General features: G+C 68.3%; 16 protein-coding genes and 1 pseudogene. 6 read left to right on the top strand and 11 right to left on the bottom strand.

The window, feature by feature from the left end; all coding sequences use genetic code 11:
* The first annotated feature begins 78 nt into the window (after nt 1-78).
* The 4 genes from tssJ to tagF are packed head-to-tail and all read left to right on the top strand — an operon-like array spanning nt 79 to nt 6,297.
* Entirely contained in the window at nt 79-1,272 is a 1,194-nt protein-coding gene (gene tssJ / locus ACSQ9A_RS29690) for a type VI secretion system lipoprotein TssJ (protein WP_436306507.1), read from the top strand.
* Nucleotides 1,269-2,396 (top strand): DotU/TssL family secretion system protein, encoded by a 1,128-nt coding sequence (locus tag ACSQ9A_RS29685; protein WP_436306506.1) that lies wholly within the window; start codon nt 1,269-1,271, stop codon nt 2,394-2,396. The genes tssJ and ACSQ9A_RS29685 overlap by 4 nt, the downstream gene beginning before the upstream one ends.
* A complete protein-coding gene (tssM, locus tag ACSQ9A_RS29680; RefSeq protein WP_436306505.1) occupies nt 2,393-5,716 on the top strand; it encodes a type VI secretion system membrane subunit TssM in 3,324 nt (1,107 codons plus the stop codon). The genes ACSQ9A_RS29685 and tssM overlap by 4 nt, the downstream gene beginning before the upstream one ends.
* Nucleotides 5,710-6,297 (top strand): type VI secretion system-associated protein TagF, encoded by a 588-nt coding sequence (tagF, locus tag ACSQ9A_RS29675; RefSeq protein ID WP_436306504.1) that lies wholly within the window; start codon nt 5,710-5,712, stop codon nt 6,295-6,297. The genes tssM and tagF overlap by 7 nt, the downstream gene beginning before the upstream one ends.
* Here tagF and ACSQ9A_RS29670 read toward each other — a convergent pair.
* From ACSQ9A_RS29670 to ACSQ9A_RS29650, 5 genes are all read right to left on the bottom strand, one after another.
* Nucleotides 6,261-7,001: a PP2C family protein-serine/threonine phosphatase gene (locus ACSQ9A_RS29670; RefSeq protein WP_436306503.1), complete on the bottom strand. Its 741-nt coding sequence runs from the start codon at nt 6,999-7,001 to the stop codon at nt 6,261-6,263. The genes tagF and ACSQ9A_RS29670 overlap by 37 nt on opposite strands.
* Nucleotides 6,983-8,221 (bottom strand): type VI secretion system-associated FHA domain protein TagH, encoded by a 1,239-nt coding sequence (tagH, locus tag ACSQ9A_RS29665; protein ID WP_436306502.1) that lies wholly within the window; start codon nt 8,219-8,221, stop codon nt 6,983-6,985. Before tagH ends, ACSQ9A_RS29670 begins: the two co-directional genes overlap by 19 nt.
* A 13-nt stretch (nt 8,222-8,234) precedes the next feature.
* The gene (locus tag ACSQ9A_RS29660) at nt 8,235-9,743 is read right to left on the bottom strand and encodes a protein kinase domain-containing protein (RefSeq protein ID WP_436306501.1); all 1,509 of its coding nucleotides are present in this window, start codon (nt 9,741-9,743) and stop codon (nt 8,235-8,237) included.
* A gap of 14 nt (nt 9,744-9,757) precedes the next feature.
* Nucleotides 9,758-10,630 (bottom strand): c-type heme family protein, encoded by an 873-nt coding sequence (locus ACSQ9A_RS29655; RefSeq protein ID WP_436306500.1) that lies wholly within the window; start codon nt 10,628-10,630, stop codon nt 9,758-9,760.
* 61 nt (nt 10,631-10,691) lie between these two features.
* Nucleotides 10,692-11,651: a hypothetical protein gene (locus ACSQ9A_RS29650; protein ID WP_436306499.1), complete on the bottom strand. Its 960-nt coding sequence runs from the start codon at nt 11,649-11,651 to the stop codon at nt 10,692-10,694.
* Between the two features lie 376 nt (nt 11,652-12,027).
* On the opposite strand from ACSQ9A_RS29650, the pseudogene panD reads away from it, so the two are divergent.
* Nucleotides 12,028-12,402 (top strand): annotated as a pseudogene (panD, locus tag ACSQ9A_RS29645) (aspartate 1-decarboxylase); the annotation flags it as partial.
* A gap of 591 nt (nt 12,403-12,993) precedes the next feature.
* Entirely contained in the window at nt 12,994-13,377 is a 384-nt protein-coding gene (locus ACSQ9A_RS29640; RefSeq protein WP_436306498.1) for a hypothetical protein, read from the top strand.
* A 386-nt stretch (nt 13,378-13,763) separates the two neighbouring features.
* Here ACSQ9A_RS29640 and ACSQ9A_RS29635 read toward each other — a convergent pair whose 3' ends face one another.
* Genes ACSQ9A_RS29635 through ACSQ9A_RS29610 form a run of 6 tightly spaced genes read right to left on the bottom strand, consistent with a single transcriptional unit; the run spans nt 13,764 to nt 20,406 of the window.
* Nucleotides 13,764-14,045: a type II toxin-antitoxin system RelE/ParE family toxin gene (locus tag ACSQ9A_RS29635; RefSeq protein ID WP_436306497.1), complete on the bottom strand. Its 282-nt coding sequence runs from the start codon at nt 14,043-14,045 to the stop codon at nt 13,764-13,766.
* Nucleotides 14,032-14,790, bottom strand: coding sequence for a hypothetical protein (locus ACSQ9A_RS29630; protein WP_436306496.1), 759 nt, complete (start codon nt 14,788-14,790; stop codon nt 14,032-14,034). The genes ACSQ9A_RS29635 and ACSQ9A_RS29630 overlap by 14 nt, the downstream gene beginning before the upstream one ends.
* Before the next feature lie 52 nt (nt 14,791-14,842).
* Nucleotides 14,843-16,003, bottom strand: coding sequence for a cysteine desulfurase family protein (locus tag ACSQ9A_RS29625; protein ID WP_436306495.1), 1,161 nt, complete (start codon nt 16,001-16,003; stop codon nt 14,843-14,845).
* 15 nt (nt 16,004-16,018) lie between these two features.
* Entirely contained in the window at nt 16,019-16,345 is a 327-nt protein-coding gene (locus ACSQ9A_RS29620; RefSeq protein ID WP_436306494.1) for a hypothetical protein, read from the bottom strand.
* Between the two features lie 18 nt (nt 16,346-16,363).
* Nucleotides 16,364-16,921 carry a hypothetical protein gene (locus ACSQ9A_RS29615; RefSeq protein ID WP_436306493.1) on the bottom strand — a complete coding sequence of 186 codons (558 nt, stop codon included), beginning with the start codon at nt 16,919-16,921 and terminating at the stop codon, nt 16,364-16,366.
* Nucleotides 16,915-20,406, bottom strand: a complete 3,492-nt coding sequence (locus ACSQ9A_RS29610) for an RHS repeat-associated core domain-containing protein (protein WP_436306492.1) — start codon at nt 20,404-20,406, stop codon at nt 16,915-16,917. Before ACSQ9A_RS29610 ends, ACSQ9A_RS29615 begins: the two co-directional genes overlap by 7 nt.
* Nucleotides 20,407-20,419: the final 13 nt, after the last annotated feature.

Below are 20,419 nucleotides of genomic sequence, written 5' to 3'. Positions count from 1 at the left end.
CAGTGGAGGGCTTCACACATGAGACGCCAGGCCGCTCCCAAGTCGAATAGCACCGCAGCCGAAGGCGAAGGTACTCCAATGCGTCGCCGGCGCCTTCTTGCCTGCCTCGGCCTCGTCCCTGTGCTGTGGAGCGGGGTCTGCCACGCTCAGTCGCAGGCCAAGGTGGAAGCCCCCAGGCAACGCCGAGTCGCACTCGTGATCGGCAACGGTCGATACCCTGAAATTCCGCTGAACAATCCCGAGCACGACGCTCGCCTGGTTGCGCAGACCTTGCGTTCCCTCGACTTCGAAGTGGGCGAATATCTCAATCTCAATGCCCGCGACTTCAAGCGCGTGCTGCGGGAATTCGCGCGCCGCATGGACGACGATCAGGTCGCATCGGTTTTCTACTACGCCGGCCACGGCGTACAGATCGGCGGACGCAACTACCTGCTGCCGGTCGATATCGCGCTGCGCGACGAGGCCGAAGTGCGCGACGAGGCCATCGACATGCACGAAGCGCTGCTCGCGCATGTCGACCGGGTGCGTCCACGCGCGCGCATCTTCATCATCGACGCCTGCCGCAACGACCCCTTCGCGGCGCGCAGGCGATCGCGCAACGCCAACGGCCTGGCCGAGATGGCGGCGCCGGGTGCCCTCATTGCTTTCTCTGCAGCCCCCGGCGGGGTCGCCGAGGACGGCCCGATCGGGGGCAACAGCATCTATACGCGCCACCTCGCCACCGAGCTGCGCTCCACGGGCGTCGAGGTCGAGGAAATGATGAAGGCGGTACGCATCAAGGTGCTGCGCGACACCGCTCAGCGCCAGATCCCCTGGGTGAACACCTCGATGGTCGTGAATTTCATGTTCAATCCCGGTGCGGCACCGGTACTGGCCGGGCCCAAACGCAACCTGCAGTTGCTCGTGCAGGCGCAGCGCAGCTTGAACACCGATGCACGCAACGCGTCGGCCTCGCTGGCGCTGCGGGTTTATGTATTGCGCGATGCGAGCGGATTCGAGAAGGCGAGTTTCGACAGCCTCTACGACGATGACGAGGCGACCCTCGGGTCGAATGTGCTCGTGCGCCAGAGTCTGCACCTGCGCCCTGGCGAAGCGCGCGAGCTGGCCCTCGAGCTGAGCGGCGACGCGCGTGCCGTCGCGGTGTTCGGTGCGTTCCGGGAAATCGAGCACTCGCAGTGGCGTGCCATCCTGCCCTTGCCCGTCGGGACGCTGGCGCCGCGCGCGCGCGTCGACGCGCAGGCGCGCCAACTGCTCATGGGGTGGGCGAAGTGAAGCGGCCCGGCGCCGCGCCCGCATCGCCGGCTTTCGGCGGGCCGGACGGCGTCGACGAGCCGGCCGCTGCGCGTGCGTTGCGCGCCCAGGCGCTCCCCCTCGTGGCATTGATGGCCGGCTTGCGAGACGCGACGCCCGCCGACCCGGCCGCGCTGCGCAGCACGCTGGCTGCAGCGGTCAACCGTTTCGAAGCGGATGCACGCGCGGCAGGCGTCGACGAGGCCGGCATCGCGGCCGCGAGCTACGTGCTCTGTGCCTGGGGCGACGAGCAGTTCGGCTCGGCGCCATGGGGGGCGCAAGGCGCCGGACTGCTGCAGCGCTTTCACGGCGAAGCCGACGGCGGCGACAAGCTGTTGCGCCTGCTGACGCGGCTCGCCGAAAAGCCGCGCGAGTACCGCGCGCTGCTCGAACTCTTCCACACCTGCCTGAGTCTCGGGCTGCGCGCGCGCATGGTCCTCGACAACCGCGAACACGAATCCCTGCGCACACGCGTGCACCTCGCGCTGCAGCAGGTGGCGCCGGTTCCGGCGTTGGTCGCCCCCTGGCACTGCGCGGCAGCGGCCGCCAGCCCGCCGCGGGCGCCACGCGTCGCGTTGCCGGCGGTCCTGCTGCTCGGCGTGCTGGCCTTGGGCGTCTACAGCGCCGGCCAGCTGCAGCTTGCGGCGCGCGTCGACGGCGTGCTGGCGTCATTGCAGCAACTCGTGCCGGCAAGCACCGCCACGGCGGTGCCAGTGGCGGGCACGCCGACGGCGCCGCCGCGGCTGGCCCCGAACCTGCGTGACGACATCGACGCCGGCCGGTTGTCGGTCCGCGACGAGGCGCTGCGCAGCGTGGTCGTGGTCAGTGCCGACGCGCTGGGCGACGCCACCGGCCCGTTGACGCGCCTCGGCGCAGCGCTCGCGAAGCTGCCGGGCAAGGTACTTGTCGTCGGCTACACCGATGGCAGCGATCCTCCGACGGCCCGCACGCCCTCGGCCTGGCATCAGGCGATGGAATGGGCGCGCGGCGCCGCCGACGTCTTGCGGCCGCAACTCGGCGATGCGCGGCTCGCGGTCGAGGCCCGCGTCGACGCCACGGCCGGCAAGCCGCTGCGCCGGGTCGAGATCGTCCTGTTCCCGGAATGAAGGCGTCGACCCGCTTCGTGCAAAGCGCCGTGAACCTCGGCGCGGCAGGCGCCTTGCTGTGGTTCGCGGCACCGCTGCTCGCCTTCGGCAACTGGCATCCCTTCGACGACATGCGCACACGCGTCGCCTTGCTGGCGCTGGTCGCGCTCCTGCTGCTCGGTCTGGGCGGGCTGCGGGTGCTGCTGGCCCGGCGGCGCAACGAGCGGCTGCTGAAGGGCCTCGAATCCGGCGATGCCAGCCCCGAACTGAGCCAGCGCTTCCGCCAGGCGCTCGCGATGCTGCGGCAGGGCATCGAGGCGAAGGGTACCCAACGCTGGTGGCAGAGCCGGCGACAGGTGCAGCAGCTGCCCTGGTACCTGATCATCGGTGCGCCCGGGGGCGGCAAGACCACGGCGCTGTTGCATTCGGGTCTGCGCTTTCCGCTCGCCGAACGGCTCGGGCGCGACCCGCTCGCGGGTACCGGCGGCACGCGTCAATGCGACTGGTGGTTCAGCCAGGACGCCGTGTTCATCGATACTGCGGGACGCTACACGACACAGGACAGTGACGCCGCGGCCGACGCCCGGGAATGGCAGCAATTCCTCGCGCTGCTGCGCCGGCACCGGCCGGTGCAGCCGATCAATGGCGTGATCATCAGCGTCAGCGTGCCCGACCTGCTGCACGGCGGCGCGGAACTCGCGCGCCAGGCGGCTGCGGTCGCGGCGCGCCTGGACGAACTGCGCCGCGAGCTCGATCTCGCCTTTCCGCTCTATCTGCTGGTGACCAAGGCCGACCTGCTCGCCGGCTTTGTCGAAACCTTCGGCGATCTCGACGCCGCGCAACGCGAGCACCTCTGGGGCCTGGTGTTCGACGCCGATGTCGCCGGCATCCCGGTCGATCTCGCGCCGCGCCTGGCCGACCTCGCGCAGCGCCTGGCACGGCGCGGCCCCGAGGCGCTGCAGCATGAACGCACGCCGCAGCGCCGCCTGCCGATCTACGCCTTCGCGGCACAGTTCGAAGCCCTGCTCGCACCTCTCGAAGGATTTGTGCGCAAGGCCTTCGCCGGCATTGCCGCCGAACCGGCGCAGCGCCTGCGCTCGATCGCGCTGACGAGCGGCACCCAGGAGGGTAATCCGATCGACCGGGTGATCGGCGAACTCGCACGCAGCCACGGCCTGGCGCTGAAGCCGCTGCCGCGACCCGACGCCGGCGGCAAATCGTTCTTCCTGAACTCGCTGCTGAAGCGCCTGGTGATCGCCGAAGCGCCGCTGGCAGGTCAGCGGCTGGAGCGGCTGCGTTTGCGTCGGCGAGCCGCCGTGTTGGGCGCCGGCTTTGCCGGCGCCGCTCTGCTCGCCGCATCTGCCCTGTGGTGGCAGAGCTACCGGCGCAACCTCGACTATGTCGACACGGTGCGCACGCGCGTCGAGCAATTGACCGAGCGCATCGGCTCGCTGGAGTCGGCAAGCCTCGAGCAGGTGTTGCCGCTCTATTCGCTGCTCGAGCGCCTGGCCGCGAACGATGGCATCGATCCGAACGAACCGCCCGCCGGCTTCGGCTTCGGGCTGTTCCAGGGGCCGCGGCTGGCGCGCTCGGCGGAGCAGGCCTACCGCGAGATGCTCGATCGCAGTCTGGCGCCGCTGCTCATCGAGCGCTTGCGCCGCGACCTGCGCGAGGCCGAGGACAGCGCGACGCGTTACGAGGCGCTGCGCGCTTCATTGATGCTCGCCAGCCCGGCGCGGCTGGTCCGCGGCGAGTTGCGACCCTGGGTCGAGCAGGCGCTGGTTCAGGCGAGCGGCGCCGGCGAACGCGTCGAATGGGCGCGCCATGTCGAGACCCTGCTCGAGCGCAGCGGGCTGCCCGAGGCGATGCGCTCCGACGATGCCGGGGTGCGCGCGGCGCGCAGCGCCCTCGCGGCGCTGCCGCTGGCGCAGCGCGTGCACGAGCGCTTGCTGCGACGCGTTTCCGACCCCGAACCGGCGCAGGATCTGCCGACGCGCCTCGGCGCGGCCGGCGCCCTCATGTTCGCAGCGTCGAGCGCCGGGCCGATGCCCGAGCATTCAAGTGCCGGCGACTGGCGGCGCAAGCTCGTGCCGGCGCTCGAGGCGACCTTCGATGAGCTCGCGAACGAGGCAGACTGGGTGCTCGGCGACACCGGCAGCGAAGTACGGCGTCTGCAGAAGGACCGCGTCTGGCGCGACGAAATCGCCGCGCAGGTCGGCAAGCGCCAGGCCCAGCGCGTGATCGCCGCCTGGTCGCGCCAACTCGATGCCCTTGCGTTGGCGCCCGGCACCGATGCGGATGGCGCCGCGCGCCAGGCCACAGAACTCACGGCGCCCGATTCGCCGCTGCGCCGCCTCTTGACACGCCTGGCCGACGAGTTCAGCGCGACCTCCCAGGGCGGCAGCACGGCCGAGGCCGCCTTCGATGGCCTGCTTCGGGCCCGCTTCGGCGCGCTCGGCGACTACGCGGCAGGTGCCGGGCCGCAAGCGCTCGACCGCCTTCACGCCCTGGCTACGGCCAAGCGCGACGAGGCTGCCCATGCCGAGCTCGACGCGACCTTGCGCGCCGAGGCCGCCCGCGCGCCGGTCGCGCTGCGCAAGGTCTACATCGGCCTCGGGACCTTGATTCGCTCGCGCGGCGGCGCCAAGGCAAGTTTCGACGCCGCGCTGGCCGAACTCGCGCAGACCTGCAGCGCGTTGACGCACGAGCGCTTCCCGTTTGGCGCCGCCGCGTCGCGCGACATGGCACCGTCCGATTTCGCGCGCCTGTTCGGACCCGGCGGCCTGTTCGACGAGTTCCGGCGCAACCAGCTGAGCGAACGCGTCGACACGTCGAGCCGGCCTTGGAAGGCGCGCAGCTCACCCGTCGATGCGAGCATGCCGGGTGCATTCGAGCAGGCGGCGGCGATCGGCACCCTGTTCTTCCCCGGGGGTGCTCCGCTGCCCGAGCTCAAGCTGCGCCTCACGCCGCAGCGCATGGATGCCGAGCTGCTGCAGTTCAGCATCGATGTCGATGGTCAGCTGCTGCGCTTCGAAAACGGCCCGACACGCTCCAAGGAACTGGTCTGGCCGGGACCGGCGTCGACGCAGAAAGTGCTGATTCGCATCTTGCCGCCCGGCCCCGCCGGGGTCGGCGCCGAAGTTCATGAAGGTCCGTTCGCCTGGCTTCGGGTGCTGTTGCGCGGCGACTGGAAGGGCGAGCGGGGCGCGCCAGCGCGGCTGGCCTTTGTCGTCGACACACGCACCCTCGACGTCGAGGCGAGCGCATCCGGCGCGCCCGAGGCCGATATCTGGACCCTCCGGGAGCTGGCACGTTTTCGCTGCCCGCAAGCGACATGGTGAAGTTGCCGTCGCGTCGCGTGTCCTGGTACGGCAAGCTGCCCGCGCGCGGAGACTTCGTCGGCCGTGGCCTGCCGCCACGCTGGCGCGGCGACTGGGACGGTTGGCTACAGCGCGGCCTCGCCCTCGCCGCGACGATGGTGGACGGCGCCGCGCTGCGCGAACGCCTTCGCGCCTTCGCGCCGTGGCGCTATCTGGCGCTGCCGGCGCCCGGCGAGATCTGGTGCGGCATCATCGTGGCTTCGCACGATCGTGTCGGACGCGCTTTTCCGTTGACGCTGGCCGAACGCTTTGCCGCGCCGGCCTCACCCGACCAAAGCGCTGCACGGCTCGCGTCGCTGCTTGGCGCGGCAGCAGAAGGACCCGAAGCGCTCGAGGCGGCTATAGCCGCGTTGCCGCCGCACTCCGAGCAGGAATTCAAGCCAGCCGAGGCCTGGCCGTCGCAGCCGGCCAGCCTCTGGTGGCCGCTCGCCGCTGCGCACGATGTCATTCCCCGGGCTGCGGCCTGGCCACCGGAGCCGGCGCTACTGCTCGAACTGCTCGAAATTCAACCCGCCGCGCACCAGATCGCGAGCGCCGAATAGTTGTCCTGGTCGCTGCGGTCGGCTTGCTGCACGCCCGCTTCGAGGCGATCGAGCCAGGCCTGGGCGCCACTGCAGCCGACCACGCTGCGCGCCATCGCCACATCGTCGAAGGCCGACCACAGGCCGTCGCTGCACAGCAGCAGCGCATCGCCGGAAGCGAGCACCTGCGGCGTTTCCAGGACCTCGAAGTCGAAGCCTTCCGGTGAGCCGAGCGCCGAAGTCAGCTGCCCCGAGGCGTCGGCGGTCGCACTCAGGCCGGCGTCGCGCAAGCGCTGTTCGAGGCTTTGATCACGCGTGCGCCCGAGCAATCGGGCGTCATGCCAGCGGTACAGGCGCGAGTCGCCGGCATGGGCCCAGAGCGCCGCGCCGCTGTGAAGATCGAGCAGTAGCACCACGATGGTGGTGCGCATGTCGGCAGTCAGGGTACCGGCAACCTGTTGCGCGACGACTGCGCCGTTGGCCCCCTGGACAAGCCACTGCAGCGCGTTCAAGCTGAACTCGGGACGGAGCGCGAAGGCTTCCAGCACATGCGTCACGGCGGCGCGCGATGCCGTCTGGCCGCCGCCATGCCCACCAGCGCCGTCGCACAGAACGGCGACAAGCGAACCGGCGCCTTCCCAATAGCCGAAGGCATCTTCGTTGCACTCGCGCCGCCCGGTTTGCGACAGCGCAGCGAGCGAGACGGTCAACGCGCGCTCGGCCATGGATCCTCCGGCGGCGCGGGATCGACGTCGGCATTGACGCGCGACTGGGCTTCATAGGCGCGCAGGAATTCGCGTCCGAAGATGGTCTCGAAGTCGTCATCCAGGTGCTCGAGCAACTGGGCGTGCTGCATGCGGTGGCGATGCCAGAGGGCCGCGGCGCGGAGCAAGGGCAGGCGTGAAATACCGTGCGCCGGCCCCTCCCCGTTCTCGGCGGCCTCGGGACCCAGCCGGGAGAAGAGCTCGAACACGGCCGCGCGCATGCCGGCCACCATCGCCACCTGGTGCACCAGCAGGTCGTGATGCGCGTCGTGCAACGCCGCCACCGGGTCGAGGAAGCCGGGGCTCGCGTCACGCTGCAGCATTCGAGTCAACGCTTCGGTCGCGTCCGGCGAGAACTTCAGCGGGTTGTTCTGGCGCGGGGTGATGTGCGTACCCTCGGCGCGCATCTGGCGTTTCGCGACCGCGCGGCTTTGCAGCAGCGCAAGCGTGCCTTCGGCCGTGGCCCGCAGCAGCGCGCCGAGGTGTTCCATCCAGTCCGGCGTGAGCGGCGCTACCTCGGCGCCAAGGCCGGCGCCGCGACCGAAAGCCGCCGCGAGCTCACGCAGTTCCGGCGACATGTCTGCCGAACGCGAATGGGCTGCCGCGGCGGGCGCGGGCCGTGGTGTCACTGCCGGCAGAGAGGCCTGCAGGGGCGGCGGTGCCGGTGGCATCGAGGGCGCACTCGGCGTTATCGATGTGATGGTGCGCACGACATGCCGGCTCGTCTGCCACGACACCACCGCGCTGATTGCCGCAGCTTCGGCCGAAGGTGCAAGGGCCGGCAGCGGAGATTCGGCAGCGAGTGGATCGAGCGCTGCGTCCAGATCGAACCAGCGATCCAGGCGCGAGCGCTGCGCAGCCGTCGCCGCCACGGGCTCGACGGCGAGCTCGAACCCGCCGATGCGCAAGCGGTCGCCCACCAAGAGGGCCCGTTCGCCGCCCGGGTCGAGCTGCATGCCGTTCACCCACAAGGGTGCGGTGCTGCTGATGCAGCGCACGCGCGCGGCCTGGTCGGCCACGATCACTTGTGCATGCTGGCGCGACACAAGGCGCAGCGGGTCAGCCAGCACCAGGCCGCAATCGACGGCGCGCCCGATCGTGAGGCCCTCGGGCGGCAGCGGAAGCGCCGTCGCATCGGGTTCGGTGGCGCCGGGTCGGCGCGTGACACGCAGCTCGATCACGGCGCGCTCGAGTTCAGCCGAGGGCACGCCACAAGTCGGCCTGCACACGGCGGGCATCGACGTTCGGCATGAGCTGTTCGACCACGCTGGCGACGAACTGCTCGCGGGTATGCGACTTCGCAGCGCAGCGCTTGGCGACGACCCGCGCAATCGGTCCCAGTGAGGAAAGGAGTGCGGCGGCCGCCTTCTCGACATCCCCCTCACGCATCGGCACGCCGCTCGGCGCTTCGCCCCCGACCTGCGTGGACTGGAAACTGGTGGCCGCTGCCGAGACCGCGGTATCGCTGCGCGGCGCACCGGCCTTGGCCAGGAAGCGCTCGCGCGCTTCAAAATCGACGATCGCACTGGCGACGGCATGGCGCACTGCCGCCAGCGAGGTCAACCCGCGCGCTGCGCGGCGCACCAGCACGCGAGCCACCGGTCCAACATGCTGGGCCAGTTCGCGTTCGACCTCGGCCAGCGCCGCGGTGTCCCATCCGGTGGGCACCGGGACCGAAGGCGGGCCGGTGACGGGCAGCGGCTTCGAGGGCGTCAGGGGAGTCGTCGCCGGGTCGGGTACCGACGGCACCGATGTCGAGCTCGGCCTGGAGGGCGCGGACGGGTCGCGCACCTTCCCAACGGCCGGCTTCGCCTCGGGGCCTTTGAGCCGAGGAGCGAGCAGGATGTCGGCCGGGAGCACATCCGGCACCGCCTCCGTCGCGAGCGCCAGCAGCGCGGTTCGCATTTCCATGGCGGTCGCGTAGCGCTGCGCCGGATCCTTCGCCAGCGCGCGGTCGAGCACCGCGTCGAAGGGCTCGAGCGCGGCGTCCTTCGTCACCTCGCTCAGCGGCTTGTGCGGCTCGTAGACGATCTTGTACATGATCGCGTCGTCCGTGCCGACGAATGGCGTCGTCCCGCTGAGCATCTGGTAGAGCAGCACGCCCGCCGAGAACACATCGACGCGCCGGTCGACGTCGCTGTTGGTGTACTGCTCGGGCGCGATGTAGCCGGGCGACCCGATGACGGAAGTGCCGCGAGTCAGATTCGACGATTCGGTTCGCGCGATACCAAAATCGGTGATCTTCAAGCGCCCGTCATCGGCAATCAGCAGATTCGCCGGCTTGATATCGCGGTGCACGATGCCGCGCTCGTGGGCGTAGTGCAAGCCGTCGAGCAGTTGCAGCATCAGGCACAGCACCTGCGACACCTCGAGCTTGCGCGGAGCCTGGATGTAATCGCGCAGGTTTCGCCCGGCGACGTACTCCATGACGATGTAGGCGCAGTCGTTGTCTTCGCCGAACTGGTAGACCGAGACGATGTTGCGGTGCGTCAGCCGCCCTGCCGCCTTGGCTTCCACGCGAAAGCGCGCCGCCACGCTCGGGTCGTCGTCGCTCGAGTCGAGCAGGCGACGGTGGATCGTCTTGATCGCCACCGGACGGTCGATGGCCGGGTCATGCGCCAGGTACACCATGCCCATCGCACCGGAGCCGACCACGCCGCGGATCGGGTACGGACCGACATGGGATGGGATGGGTGCGGACATACGCGCGGTGAACCTCAGGCGTCGAGCATCTTGATGGCGTGATCGAGGCTGTGACGCATGCGCGCGAACGATTGCGCCAGCGTCCCGATTTCGTCACGCCCATGCGTCGCGAATTCCGGGACATCGAGCTCGCCCAGGCTGACGCGGTTGGCCAGCTTCGACAGCGCCGTCACCGGTCGGATCACGAGCAGGTAGAGCATCAGGTTCAACACGATGCCGATGGCCACGAAAATGCCGATGAGCGAAGCCATGAAGACCTTGAAGGCCTGCTCGGCGCGCGCCAGCGGCACCGCCATGGGCACCGACACCACCTGTGCGCCGATCACTTCATTCAACTGCCAGCCGAACCCGTTGGCCTGACCGTACTTGTCGATCAGCGTGCGCGGCGCTGCCTCGACCGTGCTGTGGCATACCAGGCAGGCGGCGTTCGTGATGCGCAACGGGCGCGCGATGTAGAGCGAGCGCCCGGTACCCGACTCGCGCTCGCCAACGAACTCCTTCTTGTCGGCCTGGGTGCGAAAACGATTCACGATGTCGGCTTCCCAGTCGGCCGCCCGATCGCGCGGGTTGGTCGGATTCAGGGTCGCTTCCTTGTAGGTGTAGTCGGGGAAGCTCTTGGCCAGCGTCGCCAGCACTTCGGTGGCGGAGTAGGCCGGCACCGTCTGGGGCAGGAAGGTGTACTTCATCTGCGTTTCGAGCAGCGGGCGGATCTGGTCGTTGGTGTAGGTGCGTATCGCCACCGCCTTTTCCATCGTCAGGCGCGCGTGGTTGAGCACTTCCTCCTTGGCGTTGCTTTGCAGCAGGTCGTAGGAAACCTTGCCTGCGCCGACCACGCCGGCGACGAAGACGACCAGGAAGATCAGGTTGAACTTGAATAAGAGGCGCATGTGGTTCTCCAGTCCTGGCTGTCCGTAGTCGCTGAGTTGCGGCTGGACACGCGGCGGTTCACTATGGTTTACCCGAGCCGGCGCCGGTGCCTGCCGCTGCGGCCGCAGCGGCGGCGGCTGCGCGGGCGGCCTGGCGCGCGGCCTCCCGCGCGCGCCGACGCTCGGCCTCTTCGGCCAGGCGGCGCGCATAACCCTCGGGGTCTGCATAGGGTTCCCATTCGGGATGCCGCGCCAGCTCGGCCTTGGCCGCCGCGCGGAAGCTCAGGTCGGCGGCTGCACGCGAGCGCCACAGCGGCAGCAGCGGCAGACGCAGCGCCGGTTCGGTGCGCAGCCAGGCGGCCACATCGGTGTAGGCGATCTCGCCGAGCGCCTTGGGCGCGACATTGCGCTTGGCGAACTGCTCGCCGCGCGCCGGCAGCCGGTCGCGGAACTGGCGCGGCACCTTGGCCAGGAACTCGGGCGCGGCACGCCGCGCGACCGTCGGTGTGGCACCTTCACGCCGTTGTGCGAAGTCGCCGCCGGCCAGTTGGGAGATCGTCTGGGCGCCATCGCGCAGCGTCAGCTTGGCGGCGCCGCTTTCGACGAACACCTCGTACTGCGCGCCGGTCGTGTAGACAACGGTGTTGGCGGCTTGCGTCGCGATCTCGAAGGTGGGGCTTGCGTAGCCGAAGGTCCCGCTGCTGCTGGTCTTGAGCCAGCCCTGGAGCAGATACAGCGGCGGCGCCGCGAGCCCCTTGCCAACGCGAGGCCGCATCATCAGCCGCGTCGATTCACCGATACCGACAAGGACGCCCCCGGGAAGTTCGATCTGGGCGAAAGCGCCGGGCGCTGTCTCGATGATGTCCTGCTCATTCAACGCCACGCCCTCGGCCAGCGTATAGCGCGTGGTCTGGCGGATCAGCGTGGCGCCGCCTTCGACGATGCCGACGACGCTGGTGGATTGCGCCCAGGTCAGCGACGACGCGAGCAGGCTCGCGATGCACAGCAGGAAAGACCCGAACGATATCTTGGTGAGCCGCAAGACGTAACTCCCCTGGCATCATTGAATCTGGTTGTCAACCAATGTGACAGCACCATGTTACCCAAGTCCCCCCGCGCTGCGTTCGTATTTTTTCGAACTGAAGTACTACATCAGAGGGGGTAGCCCGACGTCGATTGCGGCGCTACTCGAGTCGCTTGCCATCGCGTCCGCCGGCTCGGAGAATTCCTTCCTGCACCTAGGAGTCCGCGCGGCAGAAGTTTTTCTGCGCGGAGGTGAACCCCGCGTTGAGTTCGTGCACGGCGAGGAAGCGTTGGCGCTGCGCCTCGGCTGATGCTGAACGTCCCGGACAGGGTCTACTTGGCCTGCCAGAGGCGAGGGGCACACGTGCCCCCACTATGGGGCCTCATCTGACCATCTCCACCGCGCCACCGTCACCGATTGCGAGCTTCACTACGAGGGCTCCTGCGCCATCGACGAAGACCTGCTGGAGGCCGCCAACCTGGCGGAGAACGAGCAGATCCATGTCTGGAACATCAACAACGGCGAGCGCTTCGTGACTTACGCGATCCGCGGCCAGCGCGGCAGCGGCATCATCTCGCTCAACGGCTCGGCCGCGCGCCGCGCCTCGCTGGGCGACCTGGTCATCATCGCCGCCTTCGGCCTGGTGCCCGAGGAGCAGGTGCGTGGCCACCGGCCCAAGCTGGTGTTCGTGGACGAAGCCAATTTCATCAAGGAAGAGCGCGCCCACATCCCGGTGCAGGCCGCCGACGGCGAAGCGTTCGCGGCCTGAGCGCGGATTCCGCGGCGTCCGGCCGCTCCCGCTTCCGCGACGCCATCCCCCTGCACGAGCTGTGTGGGCTAGAGGGCAAGGCGTCGAATACCGCGTTGCGACTGGATACCGCTCGCCAATAGGGCTCAGGAGCCCGCAGCGGCGGTGTCGATGAACCTCAGCAGATCATGGAGCCCCGGCCCGAACTCCTGCGTGTCGACTCCCGCAAGGAGGACCAGATCACCAGGTGCCAGATCCATGTCGTCCCCACGAATCGTCCTCACAGGGAGCTTTCCATCCAGTGCGTCGGACTCCCCGGCACACAACACGACGATCGCGCATTCGTGGGGCGCGTTTCGGCCCATGGCCAGGTCGCCACGTCGAAATGGCCGCCGCTCACCCTCCCTGCGGAAACGAAGTCTGGGTAGCGCCACCTTGGTTGGGGAGGGATGGGTTGGGGTCATGTACGTTCTTTGGGGTCAAGTGCAGCCGAAGTCTCGGCTGCATTCAAGCGAATGGGAATCCGCCAAAGGTCGCGCTCCAGACGGTCCGCAAGTTCGGAGGCGCAGCTACCAGAACCTCCAGAACGGCCGCCCCGCGCATGAGACACGCATGCTCGCCGATGTCGACCGCGCGCGCCAGGCGACGAAGCAGCTCGAGGGCGACCTTTCAAAGGAGCAGCAGCGCCGCGTGCGCGGCGAGGAAGCCGCGGCCGAACTGCTCGACGCCGAGCGTCAGGCGCTGCGCGATGCACAGCAGTCTGCCCAGCAGACCGAACGCGCCCTGCGTGATCAACTCGCCGCCCAGGGCATCGCACTGGCGCAGGCCCAGTCGCAAGGTTCGGCGCTGCAGCAGCGCCTGGACAACCTCCAAGGGCAGTTCGATGAAGAGAAGAGATCGCATGACGGAACCCGTGCGCTGCTCGCCGGTGCGCTGGCGGCAGTGCGCAAGCCAAGAGGGGTACGCAAGCCCTCCCCCGGCGCAGGCGAAGCGTAGCTTGCAACACCCACGCAGCGGATCGATGCGAGAAAGCTCCCGGGGCTCGCGCCCCGGGAGTAAATCCACCAAGAGGGGTGGAGGAGACAACCGGTTCAGCTTGGTGCGTCTGCAAAGCGATCGCGCCGAATGCACAGGCTATGCAAGCCGCGTGCCACCATGCTCACATTTTCTGTGGCTTTACGCATTGCTGAAATCTTCTTCGATAGCAGCGGAAGTCAGGGCGCCGAGCCCGCTTGCAGCTTTGGCGCGCGGCCAGATACGACTTCGAGGCCTTCGAGTGCGAGAGTGCGGCAGTCTGGCGGGCAAATTCGTCCGAAGGCCCCAGCCTGATGGACATCGTGCTGGAGCTCGAGTCGAGCATCAATCCGAGCTACAACATTCCATCAGGGACGTGCGGGCGGCCACATCTGTGCGGCGTGCAAGACGCGCAGAATCGTCACGGCAATCGTTGATTCCGAATACACGACCACGTAGTTTGGCGTACCACCATCTCGCGCGTGCCGCTGACGCACCCCGGCCGATACAGCTTGGGCTGCTCCCGCAACCGTTCGGCCCTCGATCTCCGTGACGAGTGCCAGCGCCGCATCGAGGTTGTCCTGCGCGATGTACTCAACGATGGACAGCAGATCGGCGCGAGCCGCTTCGCGCCATTCAAGTTCTAGCACGTCGATTCTTGGCAATCAGGTCCCGTGCCAGCGGATGCACCAAATCGTCTCGTTGTGCGGCCGATAAGGGCCGCCAGTCCAGCAGTACCAGGGTGGCGCGATAAACATCGCCATCGAAATCTGCATGTCGCGCCAGCGCCACCAGGTCACGCCTGGCGCGCGCCACGTCAGCGCGCCGCGCCAGCGCTCCAAGCGGCGGCAGCAGCAGAAAGCTTAGCCCAACCCAGAGAGGCTCGCAGCTGCGCAGCGCGGCGCAGGCCACTACCATCAATGCAGCGGCGGCTTGGCCGGCAACCAACAGCGCGGCCGCCGTCAGGCGGCATCGGTCAAGCACCCGCATCACTCGTGCTATGGCTCCCCGGGTCGCGCCAACCATTCGGTCTTCGGCGGTCGGTGTGGGCGGTACCGGCAAGGTCGCCAGCATCGCTGCCAGCGTTCCCTCGGGCAAGGTGTGGATCGCGCCGAGCGTTTCGCGCAAGGTATGAAGGCTGAGCGCTCGTGCCGACCAGCGCTCGAGCACTGCGCGGCGCCAGCGCTGGGTCAGCCAGCCATCGGCCAGGATGAAGCAGCCGACCACTGGCACCAGCAGGCCTAGCCCCGTCAGCGACAGCAGCATGTGCCCGGACAACGCTGAGATCAGCAGCAGCACCAGCAACACCAAACAGCCCCAGGCGAAGCGGCGAAAGCAGCGAGCGCGCACGCCAATGAGTTCGATCGTCCCTTCGGTGGCGTTGCTACTGGCCATCACGGCAGCCCATCGGCTGGCCGGCATGAGTCCACTGCCGCGTTGCGCGCCATCATCCGCTCGCGCGCCCGGAGTGCCCGAGGCGTCGCACCGATCGGATGATCTTCTCGATCGCGAACTCGATCTCGGCGTCGGTCGTGAAACGGCCGAAGCTGAAGCGGATACAGGCCCGCGACCGTTGATCGCCCAGGCCGATTGCCTTCAGAACATGGCTCGGCTCATCGCGGCCACTCGCGCAGGCCGACCGCGTGGCGGCATCGATTTCGTCCACGTCTCGCAACAGGCGCCGCGCATCGATGTTCCCGAAACCGATACTGGTGGTATTGGCCACGCGGTCGCTGCCGGCGCCGTTGACCCAGATCTGCGGCAGCGCGGCCCGCAGCGACCGCTCGAAGCGGTCGCGCAGCGCAGCGAGTCGCACGGCCTCGGTCGACGACTCCTGCATGGCGATGGCACAGGCCTCGCCGAAGCCGACGATGCCTGCGACATTGTGGGTACCGCCGCGCAGGCCGCGCTCCTGGCCGCCGCCGGCGATCAGCGGCTCCAGTTCGAGCGCGGGCGCCATGTGCCGGATGAACAGCGCACCCTGTCCCTTGGGCCCGTAGATCTTGTGCGCGGAAAAGGCGGCCATGTCGATGTCCGCAGAGTGGACGTCGACAGGGATCTTGCCGACCGCCTGCGTCAGGTCGCACAGGAAGATGGCGCTGGCAGCGCCTGCCGCCGCGGCTACCGGCGCCAGAGGCTGGATGGTGCCCAGTTCGTTGTTGACGGCCATCACTGCCAGCAGCACCTTCTTGGACGAGCACAACGCGGCGCCGAGCGCGTCGGCATCGATCCGGCCGTCGCGATCCACCCCCGGCATGTCGACCTCGATGCCCGTGGCGTGATGTAGATGGCTGCAGCACGCCAGGACCGCCGCATGCTCGGTGGCACAGACCACGAGCTTCTTGCGGTCCCAACCTGCGTAGCCGACGAAGCCCTTGATTGCGAGGTTGAGCGCCTCGGTGGCGCTCGCCGTGAACACGATCTCCCTCGAATGGGCGTTGATGGATGTCGCAACGCGCGCGCGCGCGTCTTCCACCGCTTCTGCTGCATCCCATGCCAGCCGGTACTCGCGGCTCGACGCATTGCCGAAGCGCTGCGTCAGCCAGGGCTGCATCGCGTTCACCACACGCGGATCGGTCGGTGTGGTCGCGTTGTAGTCAGCATACATCGGAACGGCTCCATCTCACCAGTCGCCGCGCCAACGTTCGGCGAACTGCGAATCGGGATCCAGGCCGACAGCCGCGCCGATCCGGTAAATGGCCTCGAGGATCGCTTCGCGCTCGACCGTCTCGATCTGGTCCTCGTAGCGGTTGATGCGCCGCAGCGCCTGCTCGAAAGTCTGCAGCCTGCGCTCTTGCGTGGCGTCCTGCGGCAGCGCGCGCAGCTCGCCGATCAGATCGGACAGCAGTGGGCGGATGTTGCGCAGCAGGACTGCGTCGCCCTCTTTGAGCAGGTCGGACGCCGAGAGCGTTTCGAGTGCAGCAGTGCGGTCAAAGGGATTCGTCGCCACGTGCTCTACTCCCGTCGCTCAGGTACGCCGCGGTGCCGGCGGCGGCGGGCTGATGCCCTTGAAGATGAAGGCCTTGGCGTCGTCCCAGTTGACGCCCGTCTCGAAGTACCGCAGCAGGCGCTTGCGCAGCTTCTCGGGATCGCCCAGCATGCCGACCAGCTCATGCGTGCGGATGACGTTCAGGTCCTGCTCGATCGTCAGGCCCGACTTGATGATCCGAGCCCCGACACTGGAATAGCGATGCTTCGCGTCCAGTTCGATCAGGTCGGCGCGCGGATCGCCATCGCCCGACAGCTGATAGTCGATCATCTGCGTGGGCATCGGCCGCCGATCAGGCTGCACGCGACTCGCGTCGACCTTCTCGACAAACAGCGGCTTGAGCCGGTTCTCCGCCACCTTGGCGCAAAAGAGCGAAGGCACCCTGGACAGATCGACCCCCAGCCATTGCCCGTCCGCGCTGCGGATGTCGTAGAACTGCATGCACGATCCGACGCGCATCTGCGCGAGCGTGAAAAGGTCATCGGCGAGCTTGACGCTGAGCACCAGGTCTTCCTGCCACGAAAGTCTCTTCAGCATGCCTTCTTTCCTTTCTTGGGCGGCTTCTCTTCCTTCTCCGCAGCCTCCTTCGCACGGTGCTTGTCGGCTGCGGCGAGATAGTCGTCGCGGTTCGCATTGTTCTCGCCTACGGGATTCTGCTTGTTGGAGGTCTTGTTTGTCTTTCCCGGCGGACAAGGCACGCAACCACCGCGGTCTTCGAACACGCGTTGCTCCAGGCCGCGCGCCGTCTGCTTGCCTTCGAGCCCGTCGCCGACATAGAACGGCTTGGGCGGCACATCAAAGTGATCGGTGTCCGGATAGCGGTACTTCAGCACATCCTCCGCGGAGTGTCCGAGACCTGGTTTGCTGGCGTAGCCGATGTACGGCTTGCCATCCTTGACGCCCTCGTAGGTGATGTGCGTCGCCTTGGCCGGGTCGCCGGTCAATCCCCAGGGGTCGATGAAGCCGATGGGGTTGGTGCAGTAGAGATAGCCGCTGAGCCCTCCCCTCAGGCCGATGGGATCGTCGCAGAGGTAGCGCCCGGACGCCGGCTCGTAGTAGCGGTGGCGGTTGTAGTGCAAGCCGGTTTCGGCGTCGAAATAGTGCCCGGGGAAACGAATGTTCTGTACGAGCCTGCCGGCCGATGGGAGCGCCTCGCCCGGCGGCGGCGCGAGGGCTTCGCCCCAGGCGGTGTACGCGGCCGACCAGACGATCGCGCCGTCCCGGTCGACCACCTCGCGCGGCGTGCCGATCGCATCGTTGACCATCCATAGCAGCCGATCGTTCTGCACGGTCGCCAGCGGTGCATGCGAATACCTGTCGTAGATCCAGGCGGCGACCGGCTTGTCGTCGTCGATTTCCTGGATGGCGACGTCCTCCTGCCAGAGGAATCGGCGCCTGGCGCCAGGTCCGGCCTTTTCGACGCGCCGGCCAAGCGGGTCATACCGGTAGCGCCACACCGCGCCGTCGGGCCGCATCACCGACCGGAGGCGATCGATCGCATCCCACTCGTAGGACCACTCCGCGGGAGAGGGGCTCTGGAAGGCCTCGATCTTGCGCACCAGCCTGCCCTCGGCGTCGTACTCGTACAACGTGTCGCCGCGGGTCACGAGCCGGTTCCCGGCGGCATAGCGCCACGCGGACTCGCTGCTGCCGTCATCGTCACTGCGGCGCGCCCGCGTGATGTTGCCCGCGGGATCGTAATCGAAGAGTTCGTTCAGGCCTTTCTCGCGCAGCGCCTGTATTAACCGCTGAGCTGGGTCGTACTCGAAATCGTTGCGTCCCCAGCGCCCATCGAGGACCGACAGAAGGTTGCCGCCGCGGTCGTGCGAGAACGCGCGGCGAACGATCGCACCCGGGCGCGAAGGCGCGGTTCCAACCGGTGCGGTCGGCACGATGCCGATGGACTGCTCGAGCAGCCGCCCGAGCCGGTCGTAGCGCTGCCGCAGGGTCAGGCCGCCCGGCGCGCGCCGGGTCGTCTCCTGGCTGTAGCCGTTGCGCTCGATGGCGAAGCCCTCGCCCTCCAGCGCGCTGACCCTGCTGACGAAGCCGTTGGCGTCGAAGTCGCAGTCGACGGTGTGGCCTCGGCTGGTGGCGGTGCGCACGAGGTTGCCGAGCGGGTCGAGCGTGTTGTCGATCCAGTCCTCGCCCTGGACCTCGCGCACCACCCTGCCGATGGCGTCGCGCTCGAAGCGGATCGCGATGTCGGCATTGGCAGCGGCCACCAGGTAGCCGGCGCCGCTGAATTCGAAGCTCGCCGTCTCGCCGTCCGGCAGCGCCAGCCCCGCCACGCGCCCGATCGCATCCCTGCGGATGTCGATGGATTCTCCATTGGCGTTGGTGTAGGCCAACACACGCCCGGCCGCGTCGTGCCGGAACTGGCGCACCGCGCCATCGAACCCCTGGCTGCGAACAACGTGGCCGAGCGCATCCCGCTCGAAGCGGTAGATCTCGCCATTCTCATTGGTCACGCTGTCCAGCCACCCGACCTCGCTGCCCCACCCGTACCGCGTAGTGCCGCCCAGCGGATCGATGCGCTCCAGCAGGCGCCGGCACGGACCGAAAAGGAAATAGGTGGTCGCGCCATTGCCGTCGGTCAGCGACATCATGTTGCCGGCGCCGTCGTAGGTCGCGCGCTGAACCGCGCCATCGGGCAGCGCGACCTCGACCGGGTTGCCCAGCACGTCGTAGCGCAGACGCGCGACGTCGTCGACCGGCCCCACGAACTCAACCACGCGCCCGAAATCGTCGTGCGCGAAGCGGGTGACCTGGCCGAGCCAGTCGGTCACGCCGACCAGCACGCCGTCAACGTAGCGCTGGCGCTTCCACGCGCCCAGCGGGTTCTGGAGGCCAGCGATGTTGCCTTGCGCGTCGTATTCCAGGGTCCAGCGATGGCCAAGCGCATCGATGCTGGCGACGAGTTGGTTGGCGTCGTCGAACTCGCGGCGCCACACCCGTCCTTCGGCGTTGCGCATCGCCACCGGAAGGTGCTGCGCGGTGTACAGCAGCGAGGTCGTGTTGCCAAGCGCGTCGGTCACGCTGGCGCGGTTGCCCGCGGCGTCGTAGCTGTAGACCGTGGCCGCGCCGGTGGCATCGGTGGTCGACACGATGCGTCCGAAGGCGTCGTACGCGGTCGACTTGCGGTTTCCGAGCGGATCAATCTCGAGCGCCATCTGGCCGGAGGCGAGGTAGTGGTAGCGCGTGACGTTGTCGTGGCTGTCGACGACCTCGGTGAAGTTGATCGCCTCGAAGAAGCGCAGCCGCCGCTCGGCGAAGCGGTCGAGGCCGCCGGTCTTCACGCAGCGCCCCTTGGCATCGTAGCGGTAGGTGAAGACGCCGCCGTCCTTTGCGATTTCACGAGCGATCCGGCCATCGGCACCGTACTCGTAGCGGTCCACCAGGTCGGCCGCATCGTGGGCCGCCGCCAGCATGCCGTCGGCGTCGTACACGTAGCGTGCCAAGACGTGCCGGTTGCCGCTCGCGGCCACCAACGTCAGCTGCGTGATGAAGCCGGCATCGCTGTAGTCGAGCGCCAGCAGCCGGCGCTCCAGCCGCTGGCGCACGCCGACCAGTCGCTCCTGGGCGTCCCACACCAGGTCGAGGCCCCTGCCCGTGACGTCCTCGATGGCCTGCAGCCTGCAGCGCGGCCGGCCAGGCTCGGGCATGAAGCAGTAACGCCAAACTTCGCCGGTCTCGACGTCCCAACGCTGCACGATGTAGCGGCGGCCGAGCGTGAAGATCTCCTCGAAAGTCCCAGGCCGCTGCAGCACGCCGCCGTTCGCCACCAGCGCGTCCGGATCGGGAAAGTCCTCGGTGTCGCCCTCCGGCGTGACGAAGGTGTAGCCATCGGCACCGATGGTCAGCGAGGCGAAGTAGCGCGACTGCCAGCCCCGCCCCATCGGAGCGGCCGCCTGCGTGAGATAGCGCGTGTTGTAGAGCCGGTCCCAGATCAGGTCGAGCTTGCCTTCGATCACGACATCTTCGCATTCCAGGCGGACCGCGCCCGTGGCAATATCGACCGGCATGATCTTCGGCGTT

Origin of the sequence: Variovorax sp. LjRoot290 (assembly GCF_964253985.1) — a bacterium.
Lineage (GTDB): Bacteria > Pseudomonadota > Gammaproteobacteria > Burkholderiales > Burkholderiaceae_C > Variovorax.
The sequence above is the reverse complement of the archived record's forward strand: the minus strand, read 5'-3'. Positions and strand labels throughout refer to the sequence as shown.